Genomic DNA, 14,995 nt, shown 5'->3' on the forward strand with positions numbered 1-14,995 from the left:
AAAATGAAAGTGGAATTGCATTCGAAAGCTGCTTCACAAGTAAATGAACAACGCTTACTAAAATTATTTTTAGATCTTGCAAAAATCAATGGCCCTAGCACAAAAGAGAAACTTGTTGCTGATTATTTAGCAAATGAACTTCCTAAACTTGGATTTACAATTGAATTTGATGAAGCTCATAACAACTTTAACGGTGAAGTTGGGAACTTAGTAGCTTGGAAAGAAGGAACGGATTCTACTATTCCACCATTGTTCTTTTCAACGCATATGGATACCGTTTTACCAACGAAAAACCTTAAACCAATTATAAAAGATGGTGTCATTTATTCTGATGGCACAACTATTTTAGGAGCAGATGATCGCGCAGCACTCGCTTCTTATATCGAAGCTATCCGAGCTGTTATTGAGAGTGAGGTTCCTCATGGCCCTATTGAATTGTTGTTAACTGTAAATGAACAACCAGGTTTAGTAGGTGCTCGTTTTATGGATTATAGCAAGGTTAAAAGTAAAGTAGGTTATATTTTTGATAGTAGTGGGGATGTTGGTCAAACCATTTTAAAAGGACCTTTTAGTAGTCGCATTTATTTAAAGGTAAAAGGAAATGCGGCGCATATTGCTCTAAATGCCGAAGAAGGTAATAGTGCTTTTGTAATCGCAGCGGCTGGTTTACTAAAAATGAAGTTAGGTAAAGTAGATGAAGAGACCTTAGCAAATATTGGTCTGATAGAAGGCGGAGAATTAACATCTATTATTCCGGGTACTGTCACACTAGCTGGAGAAGTAAGAAGTTTTTCAAAAGAAAAGTTAAATGCGCAACTTCGACATATGGAACAGATGATGAAAGAAGCAGCAAAAGAACTGGGGGGAGTAGTAGAAATCACTCTAGAAAAGAAATACAGCGGTTTTGATATTCCTAAAGAACATATTCTCGTTCAAAATGTTACAGATGCATCTCGACAAATTAACATTCAGCCGTATTTAACGAATACGTTAGGAGGAGCAGATACAAATGTACTTAATGAAAATGGCTTAACATGTATTACTTTAGGTAACGGGTTTCAGAATATTCATTCATATAGAGAATGTATTAGTATAGAAAATCTAATTAATACAGGAAGATTAACAGCTTCATTAATAGAGCAATGGTATGAGAATAATAAATAATTTGTAGTGTTATTTTAGAATAAGAAAGCGATTTCTTAAATAAGGTGGGAGGGGAAATATGTTAGATAATCCGGTGTTGATATCTGTTATTATTCTAACGGTACTAAGCTTATTAAGGGTGCATGTTATCTTTGCGTTATTGATTGCTGCGATAGTAGCAGGTTTAGTTGTTGGTCTACCGCTTAATGAAACAATGACCATTTTTATAGATGGTATGGGAGCGCAATCTGGGACAGCATTAAGTTATATCTTATTAGGGATTTTTGCAGCGATGATTGCTCATTCTGGTATACCAGATGTCTTAATTAATAGATTATTAACTATTAAGAAACCTAGTAAGTACATTTTTATTTTTGGATTAGCTTTAACCGCCTGTTTGTCCGGAACATTAATACCTGTTCATATTGCTTTTATTCCCATATTAGTTCCGCCGCTTTTATACTTTTTCAATAAATTGAAAATTGATCGTCGAGCATTAGCCTCAGCTCTGACTTTTGGTTTGAAAATGCCTTATATGTGTATCCCAGTAGCATACGGTTTGATATTCCAGGGTATTATTGCAACGGAAATGACTAAGAACGGTATGGCAATAAATCAGACTAGTGTTCCATTAGCAATGATTATACCAGCTATTGGCATGTGGGTTGGTTTGTTTATAGCGATATTCATTACTTATCGAAAGCCACGAAATTATGCACAAACAAATGAAGATATTGAATTTTTAAAAGAAGCAAAAGATGAACATCCGAAACGGAAATTTGAGCTTAGAGATGGAATAACAATTTTTGCTGTAATTGTTGCATTAGCAATTCAATTAACGTTTAGTTCATTGGTGTTAGGGGCATTATCTGGAATTATTGTAATGTTTGTAGGTCGAATTGTAACGATAAAAGAGGGCGAAGATGTAGTGCAAGGTGGCGTCAAATTAATGGGGGTGATAGCCTTTATCATGCTTATAGCTTCTGGATATGCCACTATTTTAAAAGAAACGAATGCAATTAGCGAATTAGTAAATGCCGTAAATGGTGTGACAGGAGATAGTAAATTAATTACAGCAATTCTATTGTTATTTATTGGTTTACTTGTAACAATGGGAATAGGTACATCATTTGGAACTGTACCGATTCTTGCAGTTGTATTTGTTCCTTTATGTATCTCAATAGGCTTTAGTCCTTTAGCTACTGCTGCCATTATTGGTACGGCAGGTGCATTAGGAGATGCGGGGTCCCCAGCATCAGATAGTACTCTTGGACCAACATCAGGATTAAATGCAGATGGACAACATGATCATATATGGGATACATGCGTACCAACATTTATTCATTACAACATTCCGTTATTTATCTTCGGAATTATTGCAGCAATGGTTTTATAAAAATCAGAATATTCAATTTATGAGGTGGTTTTGAAATGGGAGAAACAACAGTAAAATTAAAAACGATTGAACTGGATGGTAATTCGCTTACTAGACATGATATTCAGCGAATTGTGGATGGTGAAGCGACCGTTTCTATTTCAGATAATAGTTGGAAAAGAGTTCGGGAAAGTCGGAAGCGTATTGAAAAAAGATTAGCTGAAGGTGAGACAATCTATGGTGTAAATACAGGGTTTGGAAAGTTAAGTGATGTGAAGATAGAGGATGAGGATATTGAGTTATTACAATTGAACTTACTGCGTGCTGATGCGGTAGGAGTAGGTCAGCTACTATCTAAAGAAATTGTTCGTGCAATGATGATATTACGTACAAATGCTCTAGCTAAGGGGTTCTCCGGAATTTGTGAAGATACTTTGCAACTATTAGTGGATTTGATTAATAATAAAATTCATCCTGTGGTGCCGTCACAAGGGTCAGTAGGAGCAAGTGGAGACCTAGCTCCCTTAGCGCATATTGCTCTCGTATTAATAGGTGAAGGCAAAGCCGAATTTGAAGGTGAGATTATTACTGGTGGAGAAGCTTTAGAAAAAGTAGGTTTGCAACCGGTGAGATTAAAAGCAAAAGAAGGATTGGCCTTAATAAATGGAACACAGGCAATGACAGGAATTGGTGTGATAACCTTAAATGAGGCAGAGCGAATCGGTTATGCAGCAGATATGGCCGCATGTTTAACAATGGAAGCTCTACAAGGAATTATCTCAGCATTTGATCCAGAATTACTAGCAGTTAGACCACATAAAGAACTTGAATTTGTAGCAAGTCGAATGCGCGGGTGGTTAGAAGGGAGTAAACGAGTTACTAAGCAAGGTGAGGTTCGAATGCAAGATGCCTATTCTATTCGTTGTATTCCACAAGTACACGGCGCATCTTGGCAGACATTTAATTATGTAGAAGAACGTCTATTAACAGAAATGAATGCAACTACCGATAACCCTATCGTGTTGGAAAATGGAGAAGTCATTTCTGGCGGACATTTCCATGGTCAACCAATTGCTCTAGCAATGGATTTTCTAAAAGTTAGTGTATCTGAATGGGCAAATATTTCAGAGCGGCGTACAGAACGGCTAGTTAACCCATCATTAAGTGGGTTATCGCCATTCTTGGCTACTGACCCAGGGTTAGAATGTGGCCTAATGGTATTACAATATGTTGCTGCTTCAATAGTTTCTGAAAACAAAGTACTAGCCCATCCAGCTAGTGTAGATTCTATTCCAACCTCTGGTAACCAAGAAGATCACGTGAGTATGGGAACAACAGCTGCAAGACAAGTACATCAAATTGTGCATAATGTAGCAAGGGTCATAGCAATAGAGCTAATTGCAGCCTCACAAGCAATTTATTTAGAGAAAATAGAGGATCAATTAGCTCCAGGAACAAGAGCTTACTTAGAGAAAGTGAGAGAAATTTGTCCACCACTTACTGCAGATAAAGCAATAAGTGAAGAAACAGAAGCACTTGCGAAATTTTTACTTCAAAGTAATGATTTACTTTAATTAATGAGTGATAGGATGAGATACTCTCATCCTATTCTTTTTAAAAAAAATAAAGAGAAAAGGGTGGAATCATGAGTAAGATACAAGAACAAAGTACAGCAATTCAACAAGTAATGAATGATGTTATTTCCTGGAGACAGTATTTACATGAAAACCCGGAATTATCTTTCAACGAATATGAAACATCAGCTTTTATATTTAAAACTTTATCAACTTTTCCAAATCTCGAACTTTCTAAACCTACTAAAACAAGTATCGTCGCGCGCCTAATAGGAAACGAACCTGGAAAAGTGATTGCATTTAGAGCTGATATGGATGCACTACCTATTCAAGAGGAAGTGGATCTTCCATATGCTTCAAAAGTTCCTGATGTAATGCATGCTTGTGGACATGATGCACATACGGCCATCCTACTCGGAGTAGCAAAAATACTATCAAAGCAACAGCATAAAATTAAAGGTGAGATTCGTTTCATTTTTCAGCATGCTGAGGAAGTGTTACCTGGTGGTGCGAGTGAGATGGTAGCAGCAAATGTAATGGATGGTGTTGATGGAATTTTGGGCTTACACGTTTTTAGCATGCTACCAACTGGGAAAATTGGATTTTGCCCAGGTTATTTTACAGCGAATTCTGATACATTTGAAATTGATGTTATCGGCAAAGGAGGTCATTCCTCACAGCCGGAAGATTCCATTAATCCGATTTTAATAGGTTCACAAATTGTAAATAGTTTACATCAGATTATCCCTCAAAAAATTGCTGCAAAAGAACAAGCAGTTTTAGCAGTAACAGAATTTAATGGAGGAGCAGCGAAGAATATTATTCCAGAAAGGATTGTAATCGGTGGTGGGGTTCGAACTTACTCTCGAAGCGTCCGAGAGGAAATAGCAAGACAGATTGAGGTGAATGTCAAAAATATCGTAGCGTCCCATGAAGCAGATTATAATTTGGAATTTACCTATGGATATGACTCTGTATATAATGATGAGCAAATTATTGCTACTATTGAAGAAGTAGTGAAGAAAGAAATGGGCGCAGAATATATACTTCATGTACCGCCTTTTATGGGGGGAGAGGATTTCTCTGCTTACTTATCAAAAGCACCAGGAGTATTTCTTGGAATTGGAGCTGGTTTTGAAGATGAAACTTTGAATTACCCACATCATCATCCAAAGTTTCAAATAAATGAAGATGCCTTAGAGATAGGTGTTAAAGTTTTTGTTCATACGGCTAAGAAATTAAATATGTAACTTTTAATATCCTAATCATAAAAGGAGGACATTAATGTTATCAGATCCAGTAATCGCTAGTATGTTTATATTGGGATTAATAGCTTTAGGTGAAGTAATATCAATTATCACAAAGGCAAGAGTACCAATGCTTTTTGTGGCTATGGTTGGGTATTTGGTTTTACTTTGGACAGGGATTTTTCCAAAAGATTTAATAATTAATTCTTCTTTTTTAACCGTAGGAGCAGTCTTGGGTACTGCACCAATATTAGTGCATATGGGCACATTAATACCGTTGAAAATGATAAAGTCACAGTGGCAAGCTGTAATTATCGCTATCATTGGAATGATTATTGCGAGTTCGTTAATTCTAGGGATAGTCACATTTATATTCGACTATGGAACAGCAGTCGCAGGAGTTGGACCATTAAATGGAGGCATAATGGCAGTATTAATAACATCGGAGGGGTTAAAAGAATTAGGGTTTGTTAGTCTTTTAACGATACCAGCATTAATATTGGCATTTCAATCATTAATAGGCATGCCGATTGCCTCGTTATTACTACGAAAACATGCTTTGAAAATACGTGGGAAAATTGAAAATGGAACTTTTGTATCGACCAATAGTGAAAAATTTGATGAAGAAAACGAAATGAAATTAGTCATTCCTAAAAAGTATCTTTCTAACTTAGTGTTATTATTTATGTTGTTTGTTGGTGGTGCATTAGCAGTTGCCCTTGCTAAAATGACAGGAATCCCTTACAGCTTATGGGCATTGTCTATAGGTATTATAGGTAGACTTGTTAAGATTTTCCCTGATCGAATTATGGAGCGTTCAAACAGTTTTACAGTTGGTATGGCAGGGATAATTGTAATGGTTATTGCTATGAGCAATGATATTACGTTTAGTATGTTTATAGATTACTTGCCAGCAGTAGCAACTATTTTAATAATTGGCGTGATAGGAATAATTGTTGGTGGATTTATAGGGGCAAAAATTTTTAAATGGGATCCTAACAAAGCTATTCCAGTCGCCTTAACATCGACATTCGGTTTTCCAGGGGATTATATTATCTGTGAAGAAGTAGGACGGAGTATTGGAAGAAACGAAGAAGAACAAGAACAAATATTCAATGAGGTATTAACACCAATGTTAGTTGGAGGATTCACCACAGTTACAATCGGCTCTGTAGTTATATCTTCTATACTAATTAACACCCTTTAAATTCCGAATATTCAATTAAATTTAATTATTTATTAAATTACAAATAGTAGACCAATGCCATACATCTGGCATTGATCTACTATTTTTTATTGTTTTATAATTAAATAGCAGGTTATATAAATTACAATCTTTTAGCGAATTCTAATATTAATAAATAAACAATGTAGTACTTTCTATTTAAGATGATAAATGATTTTTTATGATTAACACGATATTAATGAATATTTTAAAGAATTTCCTTACCTAATCTAATATAATTCCATGTAATCCAAAATAATTCCTCTTTTTTAAAACTTTTTTACATATATATTTAATGGTCAGAATTTTAAAATTATAAAAAGGGGAGTGGTTGAAATGGAGGACATTCGAGAAAATGATAGTCTTTTTTCAGTTACAATCACTTCTGAATCACCTTGCTCTACAATATACTCATCTTTTAACGTGAAAGCAACGGTCGTGACCAAATTTATAGTAGCTGTTGTGTCTATTTCCGTTATTTTATTTTTCTCAGCAATTATTCCTTTAACGATACGTCAACTAATTATTATTTGGTTCCAACGTGTTGTTTTAACACTAATTTTAGTAACACCTATTGCATTTTTACTATTTTAAAAGGAGCGTGTCATGATGGAAAACGTTATGCAGAATATTAAAGCACCAACTGGTAGTGAATTAACTTGTAAAGGCTGGACGCAAGAGGCGGCTATGCGTATGTTAATGAATAATTTAGATCCAGAGGTTGCTGAAAATCCTGATGAACTTGTTGTTTACGGGGGAATAGGGAAAGCTGCTCGTAATTGGGAGAGCTACGCACAAATTATTGAGTCATTGAAAAAGCTAGAAAATGATGAAACTTTACTTGTGCAATCAGGGAAACCTGTCGCAGTTTTCCGCACATATGAGCATTCACCACGTGTATTAATCGCAAATTCAAACTTAGTTCCTGCGTGGGCAAATTGGGAGCACTTTTATGAATTAGAAGATAAAGACTTAATGATGTATGGACAAATGACAGCTGGAAGTTGGATCTATATTGGCGCACAAGGTATTTTGCAAGGCACATATTTAAGCTTTGTGGAAGCGGGCAAAAAAGTATTTGGCACAGCAGATTTAAAAGGGAAATTAATCTTAACTGGTGGCATGGGTGGTATGAGTGGCGCTCAACCGCTAGCTGGTAAAATGGCTGGAGCAGTTATTTTAGTTGTTGAAGTCGATAAAAAACGTATTGAGCGTAAAATCAAGGAAGGGTATTGTGATTATTTAGCGGAAGATTTAGATGAAGCCTTGAAATTAGCTAAACAGCTTCAAGGCAAAAATGAACCTGCTTCAATAGGCCTTGTAGGTAACTGTGCGGATGTCTATCGTGAAATTTTTGACCGTGGGATTGTTCCGGATTTCGTAACGGATCAAACAAGTGCGCATGACCCATTAAATGGCTATATTCCGAACAATATGACACTTGATGAAGCACTTCAGTTACGCAAGAGTGATCCGAAAAAGTATGAGCAAAAGGCAAAGCAAGCGATGGCTGATCATGTGCAAGCCATGCTAGATTTCCAAACTGCAGGAGCAGAAGTATTTGATTACGGTAATAATATTCGCAAATACGCTCAAGAAATGGGTGTCGCAAATGCATTTGATTTCCCTGGTTTTGTTCCAGCATACATTCGTCCATTATTCTGCGTAGGAAAAGGACCATTCCGATGGGCTGCACTTTCAGGTGATCCAGAAGATATTTACAAAACAGATGCTCTTGCTAAAGAAATGTTTGCAGATGATGAAGGTCTTGTGAACTGGATTGATATGGCACAGAAAATGGTCAAATGGCAAGGTCTACCTGCACGTATTTGTTGGTTAGGATATGGAGACCGTCATCGTTTTGCTTTAAAAGTAAATGAAATGGTTGCATCTGGTGAGTTAAAAGCACCAATCGTATTCGGCCGTGATCATTTAGATTCAGGTTCAGTTGCATCACCAAACCGTGAAACTGAGGGTATGAAAGACGGTTCAGATGCAGTATCTGATTGGCCAATATTGAATGCTTTAGTCAATACTGCAGGAGGCGCGAGTTGGGTAAGTGTCCACCATGGTGGCGGAGTAGGAATGGGGTATTCACAACATGCAGGGCAAGTGCTTGTCGCAGACGGTACAGAAATGGCATCAGAAAAGATTAATAGAGTATTAATATCAGACCCTGGAATGGGCATTGTTCGTCATGCGGATGCAGGTTATGACATCGCTATCAAAACAGCACAAGAAAAGAATGTGCATATGCCAATGTTAAAAACAGAAGGGTGATCACATATGATTATACTGATTGAAAATGCAAATCAATTAATTACTTTACAGGGCACGAAGAAAAAAGCTCGCATAAAAGAAGAAATGAGCAATATACAAATCATTGAAAATGGTAGTGTATTAATAAGTGGAGATCGTATTATAGCAACAGGTACAAAAGCATCTATAAGAGCAGATTATCCAGAATTGGTATCACAAGCGAAAATAATTGATGCTACTGGTAAAGTGGTTATGCCAGGCTTAGTGGATGCACATACACATCTAGTCTTTGGTGGTACTCGAGAAAATGAATTCCAAATGCGTCTAAACGGTGCAACCTATATGGACATTATGAATGCCGGTGGTGGAATTCATGCTACGACGAAAAAAACACGAGAAGCAACATTTGAACATCTTTATGAAAAAACATATGAACATCTCAATAATTTTTTAAAACATGGTATCACAACTGTTGAGTCGAAAAGTGGCTATGGCTTAGATTGGACTACTGAGGAAAAGCAGCTCCAAGTCGCGAAAAAGCTTCAGGAAAATCATGTAGTAGATGTAGTGAGTACCTTCATGGGTGCTCATGCAGTTCCTGCTGAATATAAAAACAATCCAGATGCATTTGTAGACATTATTATCAATGACATGATTCCGAGAGTAGCGGAAGGCAATCTTGCCGAGTTTAATGATGTCTTTTGTGAAAAAGGTGTGTTCACTCCTGAGCAGTCACGCAGGATATTATTAGCTGGGAAAGAACATGGATTGATCCCTAAAATTCATGCAGATGAAATTGAGCCATATGAAGGCGCTGAGCTTGCTGCTGAAGTGGGAGCTATTTCAGCAGAGCATTTACTAGTGGCATCTGATAAAGGCATTCGTGATATGGCCGAAGCTGGTACGGTTGCGGTATTATTACCAGGGACTGCATTCTTTTTAAAAGCAGATTCCGCTAGAGGACGATTAATGATTGATGAAGGCGTTCCAGTAGCGATTTCAACTGATTTTAATCCAGGTTCTTCACCAACAATCTCTCTGCCATTTATCATGAATTTAGCATGTATGAATATGGGCATGACAATGGAGGAAGTATTAACAGCAACAACTATCAATGCAGCCTATGCGATTAATAGAGGGCATGAAATTGGCTCACTTGAAGCGAGCAAAAAAGCAGATGTACTCATCCTAGATGTTGAAAATTATCAGCAACTGCAGTACTTCTATGGTATGAATCATACACATACGGTCATTAAGAATGGTCGAGTTGTTGTTGAGAATGGCGTGTTATGTAGTGAATTACAAAACGTTACAGATTGAGCATAATATAATTATGGAAGAGCCTCTGATTGTTTACTTATCTAGGGTGAAATATTTATAATCAAACTATTAAAAGGTATTACATATTAATGATGTAGTACCTTTTTTATTGTATTTATATAGAAATATTTATGGTATTATATGTAATATTATAATCAAAATTTAGGTATAGGTGAATATATATGGTATACGTTCAGGTTTCTTCAAAAACATATAGGGATAATACAGGTAGGAGCATAAACTTTCCTACTCTTCTAGTTGAGTATAATGGAAAGACAATGTTTTTTGAGCAATTACACAGATATCAAATAAAGAATCATAGTAAAAGCAGAAGTTGGCATAAGAAGTTAGTACAAGCTGTAATGAATGCTAATCCAGATTATTGGGGGTGGTGCTAATGATGTATGTTTAAGGCAGGCACAAAAGGACGCGCCGCCTGTCGGCGCTTCGCCCTTGCCCTTGGGGACGGGAACGGCGTTACGGGCAGATGCAGCGAATTAATATTTTCGGAAGTAGGGAAGAAAAATGATTGAATTAAGAAAAATTACCCACGATAATTTTGAGGCAGTGTTGAAGTTAAGCATAACAGACGAGCAGAAAGGAAATGTGGATTCCAGCATATATTGTTTGGCTAAAGCCTATGTAAAGATACTCAACGACGAAAAACCTCCTATGATCTTCGCTATATGCAACAATGATGAAGTTATAGGATATGTCGATATTGGATTTTTCGAACTGGCGGAAAGTGCATTTTTATGTGAAAAATATGGAGATAAATCTACTTATGGACTTAATCGCTTTATGATTGATAAAAAGCATCAAGGCAAAGGATTTGGCAAACAAGCAATGATGAAAGTTATTGATTACATAAAGTCGTTTCCACAAGGAAAAGCCGATGCAGTTGCTACATCATATTGGATGGTAAACGAAGCCGCCCGGAAGTTGTTTGCGTCTGTCGGTTTCGTTGAAACAGGAGCGATATGGGACGGACAAACAGGGGGTAATTGGAATGCAGAAAGAAAAGATATAGAGTATGCAGAAGTAGGTGCCAGACTCGGATTATAAAGCTAACAATTTGAATAGTGCATCGTACAGTATAAGACCAACTATGCGAAGTCAAACGTCCGTTTGAGAATATTAAAGCCCATCTTTTAAGAGATGGGCTCATTCTGTCTGATTAATATGTTCTAACGGTTACAGGTATAAACTCTTTTATGTACTGTTCCATTTCAATCAATGAATCTGTAAATATCATCGCCTTTTGATCAGCTTCTGATAAAAAGTCACTTGTTACCAGACGTTAGTGTTGCAGCACTAATGTCTTTTTTTATGCACTCTTATTACTGCAAGTATATAACTACGCTAGATCATTTGGCAAGTTCAGGTGGCATTGTTGTAGCACTACATACTATATACATTACAAATTCAATAAACGTTCCCAAACGCAAGTTTGGTAATACACGAAAAAGCGACAAACGTTGTTAAATCAACATTTGTCGCTTTTTTAGTGGAACATTATTTATACATACTTTTATGCACGTTTCTACAAAGCTAGTCGCAGCAACAAGTTGAGCGTGTTTTGGTGCTGGCTGCGTTCATTATGATGTTGCATAGAATCGTGCATATTTTTAACGTTTCTTAACGTTCAAAATTTCCAAAATACAGGCTGTACCCCTATACAAATAAAAAGTTTGATTATAAAGTTTGATTATATATAATCAAACCCAAAACCTCTAAATATAAGGTCTAATTTTATTTTATTATATTATTTACCCTATATTAGATATTAATCAGAGGTTTTTTCTATGGTTTAATAGAGAAGTATATATTTTTAAAAAAATAATGAATCGGAAATGAGTCGACCGGCGTCTATAGGGTGGTTGCTTGAAAGGAGGGCGTGGATTGGCTAAACAATTGGAAGAAATTATTGAAGAGTATGGCGATTACTTACTACGTGTTGCTTACTTATATGTGAAAGATTTAACGATTGCTGAAGATATCGTGCAAGATGTTTTTATAGCATTTTATAAAAAGCAAAGTCAATTTAAAGGTAATGCATCTTTAAAAACATATTTAGTGAAAATAACAGTCAATCGCTGTCATGATTATTTACGAAGTTGGAAGCGAAAACGTCTGATTTTAATGGATAAAATGACTGGGAAGGGTGATAGTAGAACACCAGAATATCTCGTTTTAGAAGCAGCGGACCGAATGCGAGTGACAGAGGCTCTAATGCAGCTACCGATATTGTACCGAGAAGTTATCATTTTATATTATTATCAAGAAATAAATACGGTGAAAATAGCTGAAATATTAGATTGTCCAGAGGCAACGATTCGTACAAGATTGCAGCGGGCACGTAAGTTATTACATAAGCAATTAGCAGGTTATGAATGGGAGGGGTGGCAACATGAATCGTTTAAAGGATGATCTAGATCGTGAGCTTCAGCAACAAATTTTCTTAAAAAATGATGTGAAAAGAAGAATGCTTGAACAGGCGGAAAATCCAACTAAAAAATTGCACTCTAATTGGCGGTATCCCGTTGTACTCGTAGCTTGTACATCTGTTCTAATTCTTTTTGCAATACTACTATTCCAAGATGTTGGTGGATATGAAAAAGTCGTTACAGGCGCAGAAGCAGATTCAGGCTTACAGCTGGATTGGCTAATCGAATTACTGCCTTTTGTCATTTTTGGGGTTATTATTTTGAGTATGGTTAAATTCTTTCAACCATTTGAGTTACCAGTTTGTGAGAACTGTCATGAAGAGTGGAGTTGGCGAGTTTCGATTAAAAAGATGTTCATCCTCAATCGAGCAATGAGTTGTCCCAGTTGTGGGGAAAATCAATATCAGACAAGGAAATCAAGAATTCGTATGAGTCAATTAGTCTTGTTATCCAACGTAGTCTTATTGATCAATGCATTTTTTGATTTCTATTGGTGGGAAATTGTTTTAATGTATGTTGCTATTATCGCTACTGCTTTTATGTTACTGCCATATAATTTGAAGCTTCAAAACGATGAGGATATAAATTTATGGTGACTGTATTTGAATAGAAAAACAGCTAAGAAGATGATCACTTAGCTGTTTTGAATAATAGATAATAATTAGTTCAGTTGGGTTTGATTTAATTCACTTTGAATGTATTGTTTTTCTTTTGAAAGTTCTTCTCCACGTATAATATATTCTTGGCGCATATCTACGAACTTTTGTTGAATTTCCATAAATTCAGTTTGCATACGTTCAATTGCTTTATGCATGTCCATAATCATTGGCGAAATTTTTTCTTTTTCTTCATCTAATACGATATATTCATCGTTATTTAAGAAAACTTCGATTTTAAATTGTTCATTTTCAATAGAAAGATTGAAGAACATTTCAAATAGGAAATGTTTGAAGTGTTTTTGATAAGCCTTTTTAATAGGGCTACTTTCAGGTAGCTCTTGGAATAATTTTCCGATTGTTTCACCTTCAAAAATTTCATCGAAATCAATTAAGCCATGTTTTTTAAAAAAACGAGTTACTTCAATATTATATTTTGATTGGACAACACGTAGGTCGGCATCTAAGTATTTGATTTGATCTTCATTTTTTAACATACGTTTACGTAATTCACTATGTTTCATTGTATTGACCTCCATTCGTCATTTTTATATCATATCAAAGATTTGTGATTAGTGATAGAAAGTTGATTGCGAAGGGGGGGAGATGTTATTCGTTCATCATAAGAGTAAGAAAAAAAGGCACTCGATATCCCGAGTGCCTTTCTATATATATTAGACTTATTTTGCTCCGCTTAATTCTACTAAGATTTTAGCTTGTGATTTATCGTTTGTTAAAGCTTCAAAGCCTTTTTCTACGATATCATCCAATTGGATACGGTCTGTGATAATACCTTGTGGTTTTAATTGACCAGTACCCATTAAGTCTACTGTTTGTTGGAATGATGTTGGTGTGTAAGCAATACTTGAAGTGATTTTCACACCTGTATTTGTTAAATGGATTGGATTCCATTCAATAGGGCGAGCAAAGATAGAGACGATTACCATTGTACCACGAGCTTTAGTTGCATCAATTGCTTGTTTAAATGTAGGTGCAACACCAGCTACTTCAAATGATACATCGACACCATCTGGTACGATAGCGTGAATAGCTTCAACACCATTTACTTCACCAGAGTTAATAACATGAGTAGCACCAAGTTCTTTTGCTTTTGCTAGGCGAGTTTCAGATAAATCTAGCACGATAATTTTACTAGCACCCGCTGCTTTTGCTGCGATAGCAGTTAATAATCCAATTGGACCTGCACCGAAAATAGCTACTGTATCACCGAAGCGTAAATTACCCTCTTTAACAGCTTGTACTGCTACAGCAGTAGGTTCAACAAGAGCACCATCTTCAAGTGTCATTGTTTCTGGAAGTAAGTAAACATTGTTTTCAGGAGCGTTTGCAAATGTTGTAAATCCACCATCACCATGTAAACCGATAAAGCTAAAGCCATCGTAAGCATCTACATCTTCAGGTTTGTTACCATGAGTAATTGTTGGGTTAATCGCTACACGATCACCAACTTTAAATTTAGTTACATTAGGACCAACTTTTTCAATAACGCCAGCGAATTCATGACCCATAATTAGAGGAGCTATTTCACCAGTTAAACCGTCTTTTTCTTTTGTTGGAACAAATACAGGGCCTTCTTGATACTCATGCAAATCACTACCACAAATACCAGCCCATGCTACACGAACTGTTACCTCATTATCTTTAAGAGCTTTTAATTCTCTTTCCTCAATGCGAATATCTTTTTCTCCATACCATACTGCAGCTTTCATAATATATTGACCTCCAGTA

The 14,995-nt window shown here is 36.2% G+C and carries 12 protein-coding genes and 1 pseudogene; 11 read left to right on the forward strand and 2 right to left on the reverse strand.

All coding sequences use genetic code 11. From position 1 onward, the window contains the following. Nucleotides 1-3: 3 nt before the first annotated feature. The 11 genes and pseudogenes from BK137_RS19365 (at nt 4) to BK137_RS19420 (ending at nt 13,186) form a co-directional block, all read left to right on the forward strand. The gene (locus BK137_RS19365) at nt 4-1,164 is read left to right on the forward strand and encodes a M20/M25/M40 family metallo-hydrolase (protein ID WP_051448662.1); all 1,161 of its coding nucleotides are present in this window, start codon (nt 4-6) and stop codon (nt 1,162-1,164) included. Nucleotides 1,165-1,222: 58 nt separating this feature from the next. Further along, complete coding sequence (locus BK137_RS19370; protein WP_038182806.1) at nt 1,223-2,539, forward strand: Na+/H+ antiporter family protein; 1,317 nt, start codon at nt 1,223-1,225, stop codon at nt 2,537-2,539. 35 nt (nt 2,540-2,574) lie between these two features. Then, nucleotides 2,575-4,092, forward strand: a complete 1,518-nt coding sequence (gene hutH, locus BK137_RS19375; protein WP_038182805.1) for a histidine ammonia-lyase — start codon at nt 2,575-2,577, stop codon at nt 4,090-4,092. 71 nt (nt 4,093-4,163) lie between these two features. Next, nucleotides 4,164-5,342, forward strand: coding sequence for an amidohydrolase (locus tag BK137_RS19380; RefSeq protein ID WP_051448661.1), 1,179 nt, complete (start codon nt 4,164-4,166; stop codon nt 5,340-5,342). A 34-nt stretch (nt 5,343-5,376) separates the two neighbouring features. Further along, nucleotides 5,377-6,546: a hypothetical protein gene (locus tag BK137_RS19385; protein WP_038182802.1), complete on the forward strand. Its 1,170-nt coding sequence runs from the start codon at nt 5,377-5,379 to the stop codon at nt 6,544-6,546. Nucleotides 6,547-6,990: 444 nt separating this feature from the next. Continuing rightward, nucleotides 6,991-7,158: pseudogene (locus BK137_RS19390) on the forward strand (YjiH family protein); the annotation flags it as partial. A 15-nt stretch (nt 7,159-7,173) separates the two neighbouring features. Then, complete coding sequence (gene hutU, locus BK137_RS19395) at nt 7,174-8,844, forward strand: urocanate hydratase (protein WP_038182797.1); 1,671 nt, start codon at nt 7,174-7,176, stop codon at nt 8,842-8,844. 6 nt (nt 8,845-8,850) lie between these two features. Beyond that, the gene (gene hutI / locus BK137_RS19400) at nt 8,851-10,143 is read left to right on the forward strand and encodes an imidazolonepropionase (RefSeq protein WP_038182794.1); all 1,293 of its coding nucleotides are present in this window, start codon (nt 8,851-8,853) and stop codon (nt 10,141-10,143) included. Nucleotides 10,144-10,668: 525 nt separating this feature from the next. Further along, entirely contained in the window at nt 10,669-11,208 is a 540-nt protein-coding gene (locus tag BK137_RS19410) for a GNAT family N-acetyltransferase (protein ID WP_038182790.1), read from the forward strand. 837 nt (nt 11,209-12,045) lie between these two features. Then, on the forward strand, nt 12,046-12,573 hold the full coding sequence (locus tag BK137_RS19415; RefSeq protein WP_038182788.1) for a sigma-70 family RNA polymerase sigma factor: 528 nt from the start codon (nt 12,046-12,048) through the stop codon (nt 12,571-12,573). Next, nucleotides 12,554-13,186, forward strand: coding sequence for a TIGR04104 family putative zinc finger protein (locus BK137_RS19420; RefSeq protein WP_038182786.1), 633 nt, complete (start codon nt 12,554-12,556; stop codon nt 13,184-13,186). The genes BK137_RS19415 and BK137_RS19420 overlap by 20 nt, the downstream gene beginning before the upstream one ends. A 65-nt stretch (nt 13,187-13,251) precedes the next feature. Here the strand turns inward: BK137_RS19420 and BK137_RS19425 are convergent, their stop codons facing one another. Together BK137_RS19425 and BK137_RS19430 are read right to left on the reverse strand one after the other, a co-directional pair. Continuing rightward, on the reverse strand, nt 13,252-13,770 hold the full coding sequence (locus BK137_RS19425) for a hypothetical protein (protein WP_038182784.1): 519 nt from the start codon (nt 13,768-13,770) through the stop codon (nt 13,252-13,254). 156 nt (nt 13,771-13,926) lie between these two features. Continuing rightward, nucleotides 13,927-14,976 (reverse strand): 2,3-butanediol dehydrogenase, encoded by a 1,050-nt coding sequence (locus BK137_RS19430; protein ID WP_038182783.1) that lies wholly within the window; start codon nt 14,974-14,976, stop codon nt 13,927-13,929. Nucleotides 14,977-14,995: the final 19 nt, after the last annotated feature.

The organism is Viridibacillus arenosi (assembly GCF_001955655.1).
In the GTDB taxonomy this organism is placed as follows: domain Bacteria; phylum Bacillota; class Bacilli; order Bacillales_A; family Planococcaceae; genus Viridibacillus; species Viridibacillus arenosi.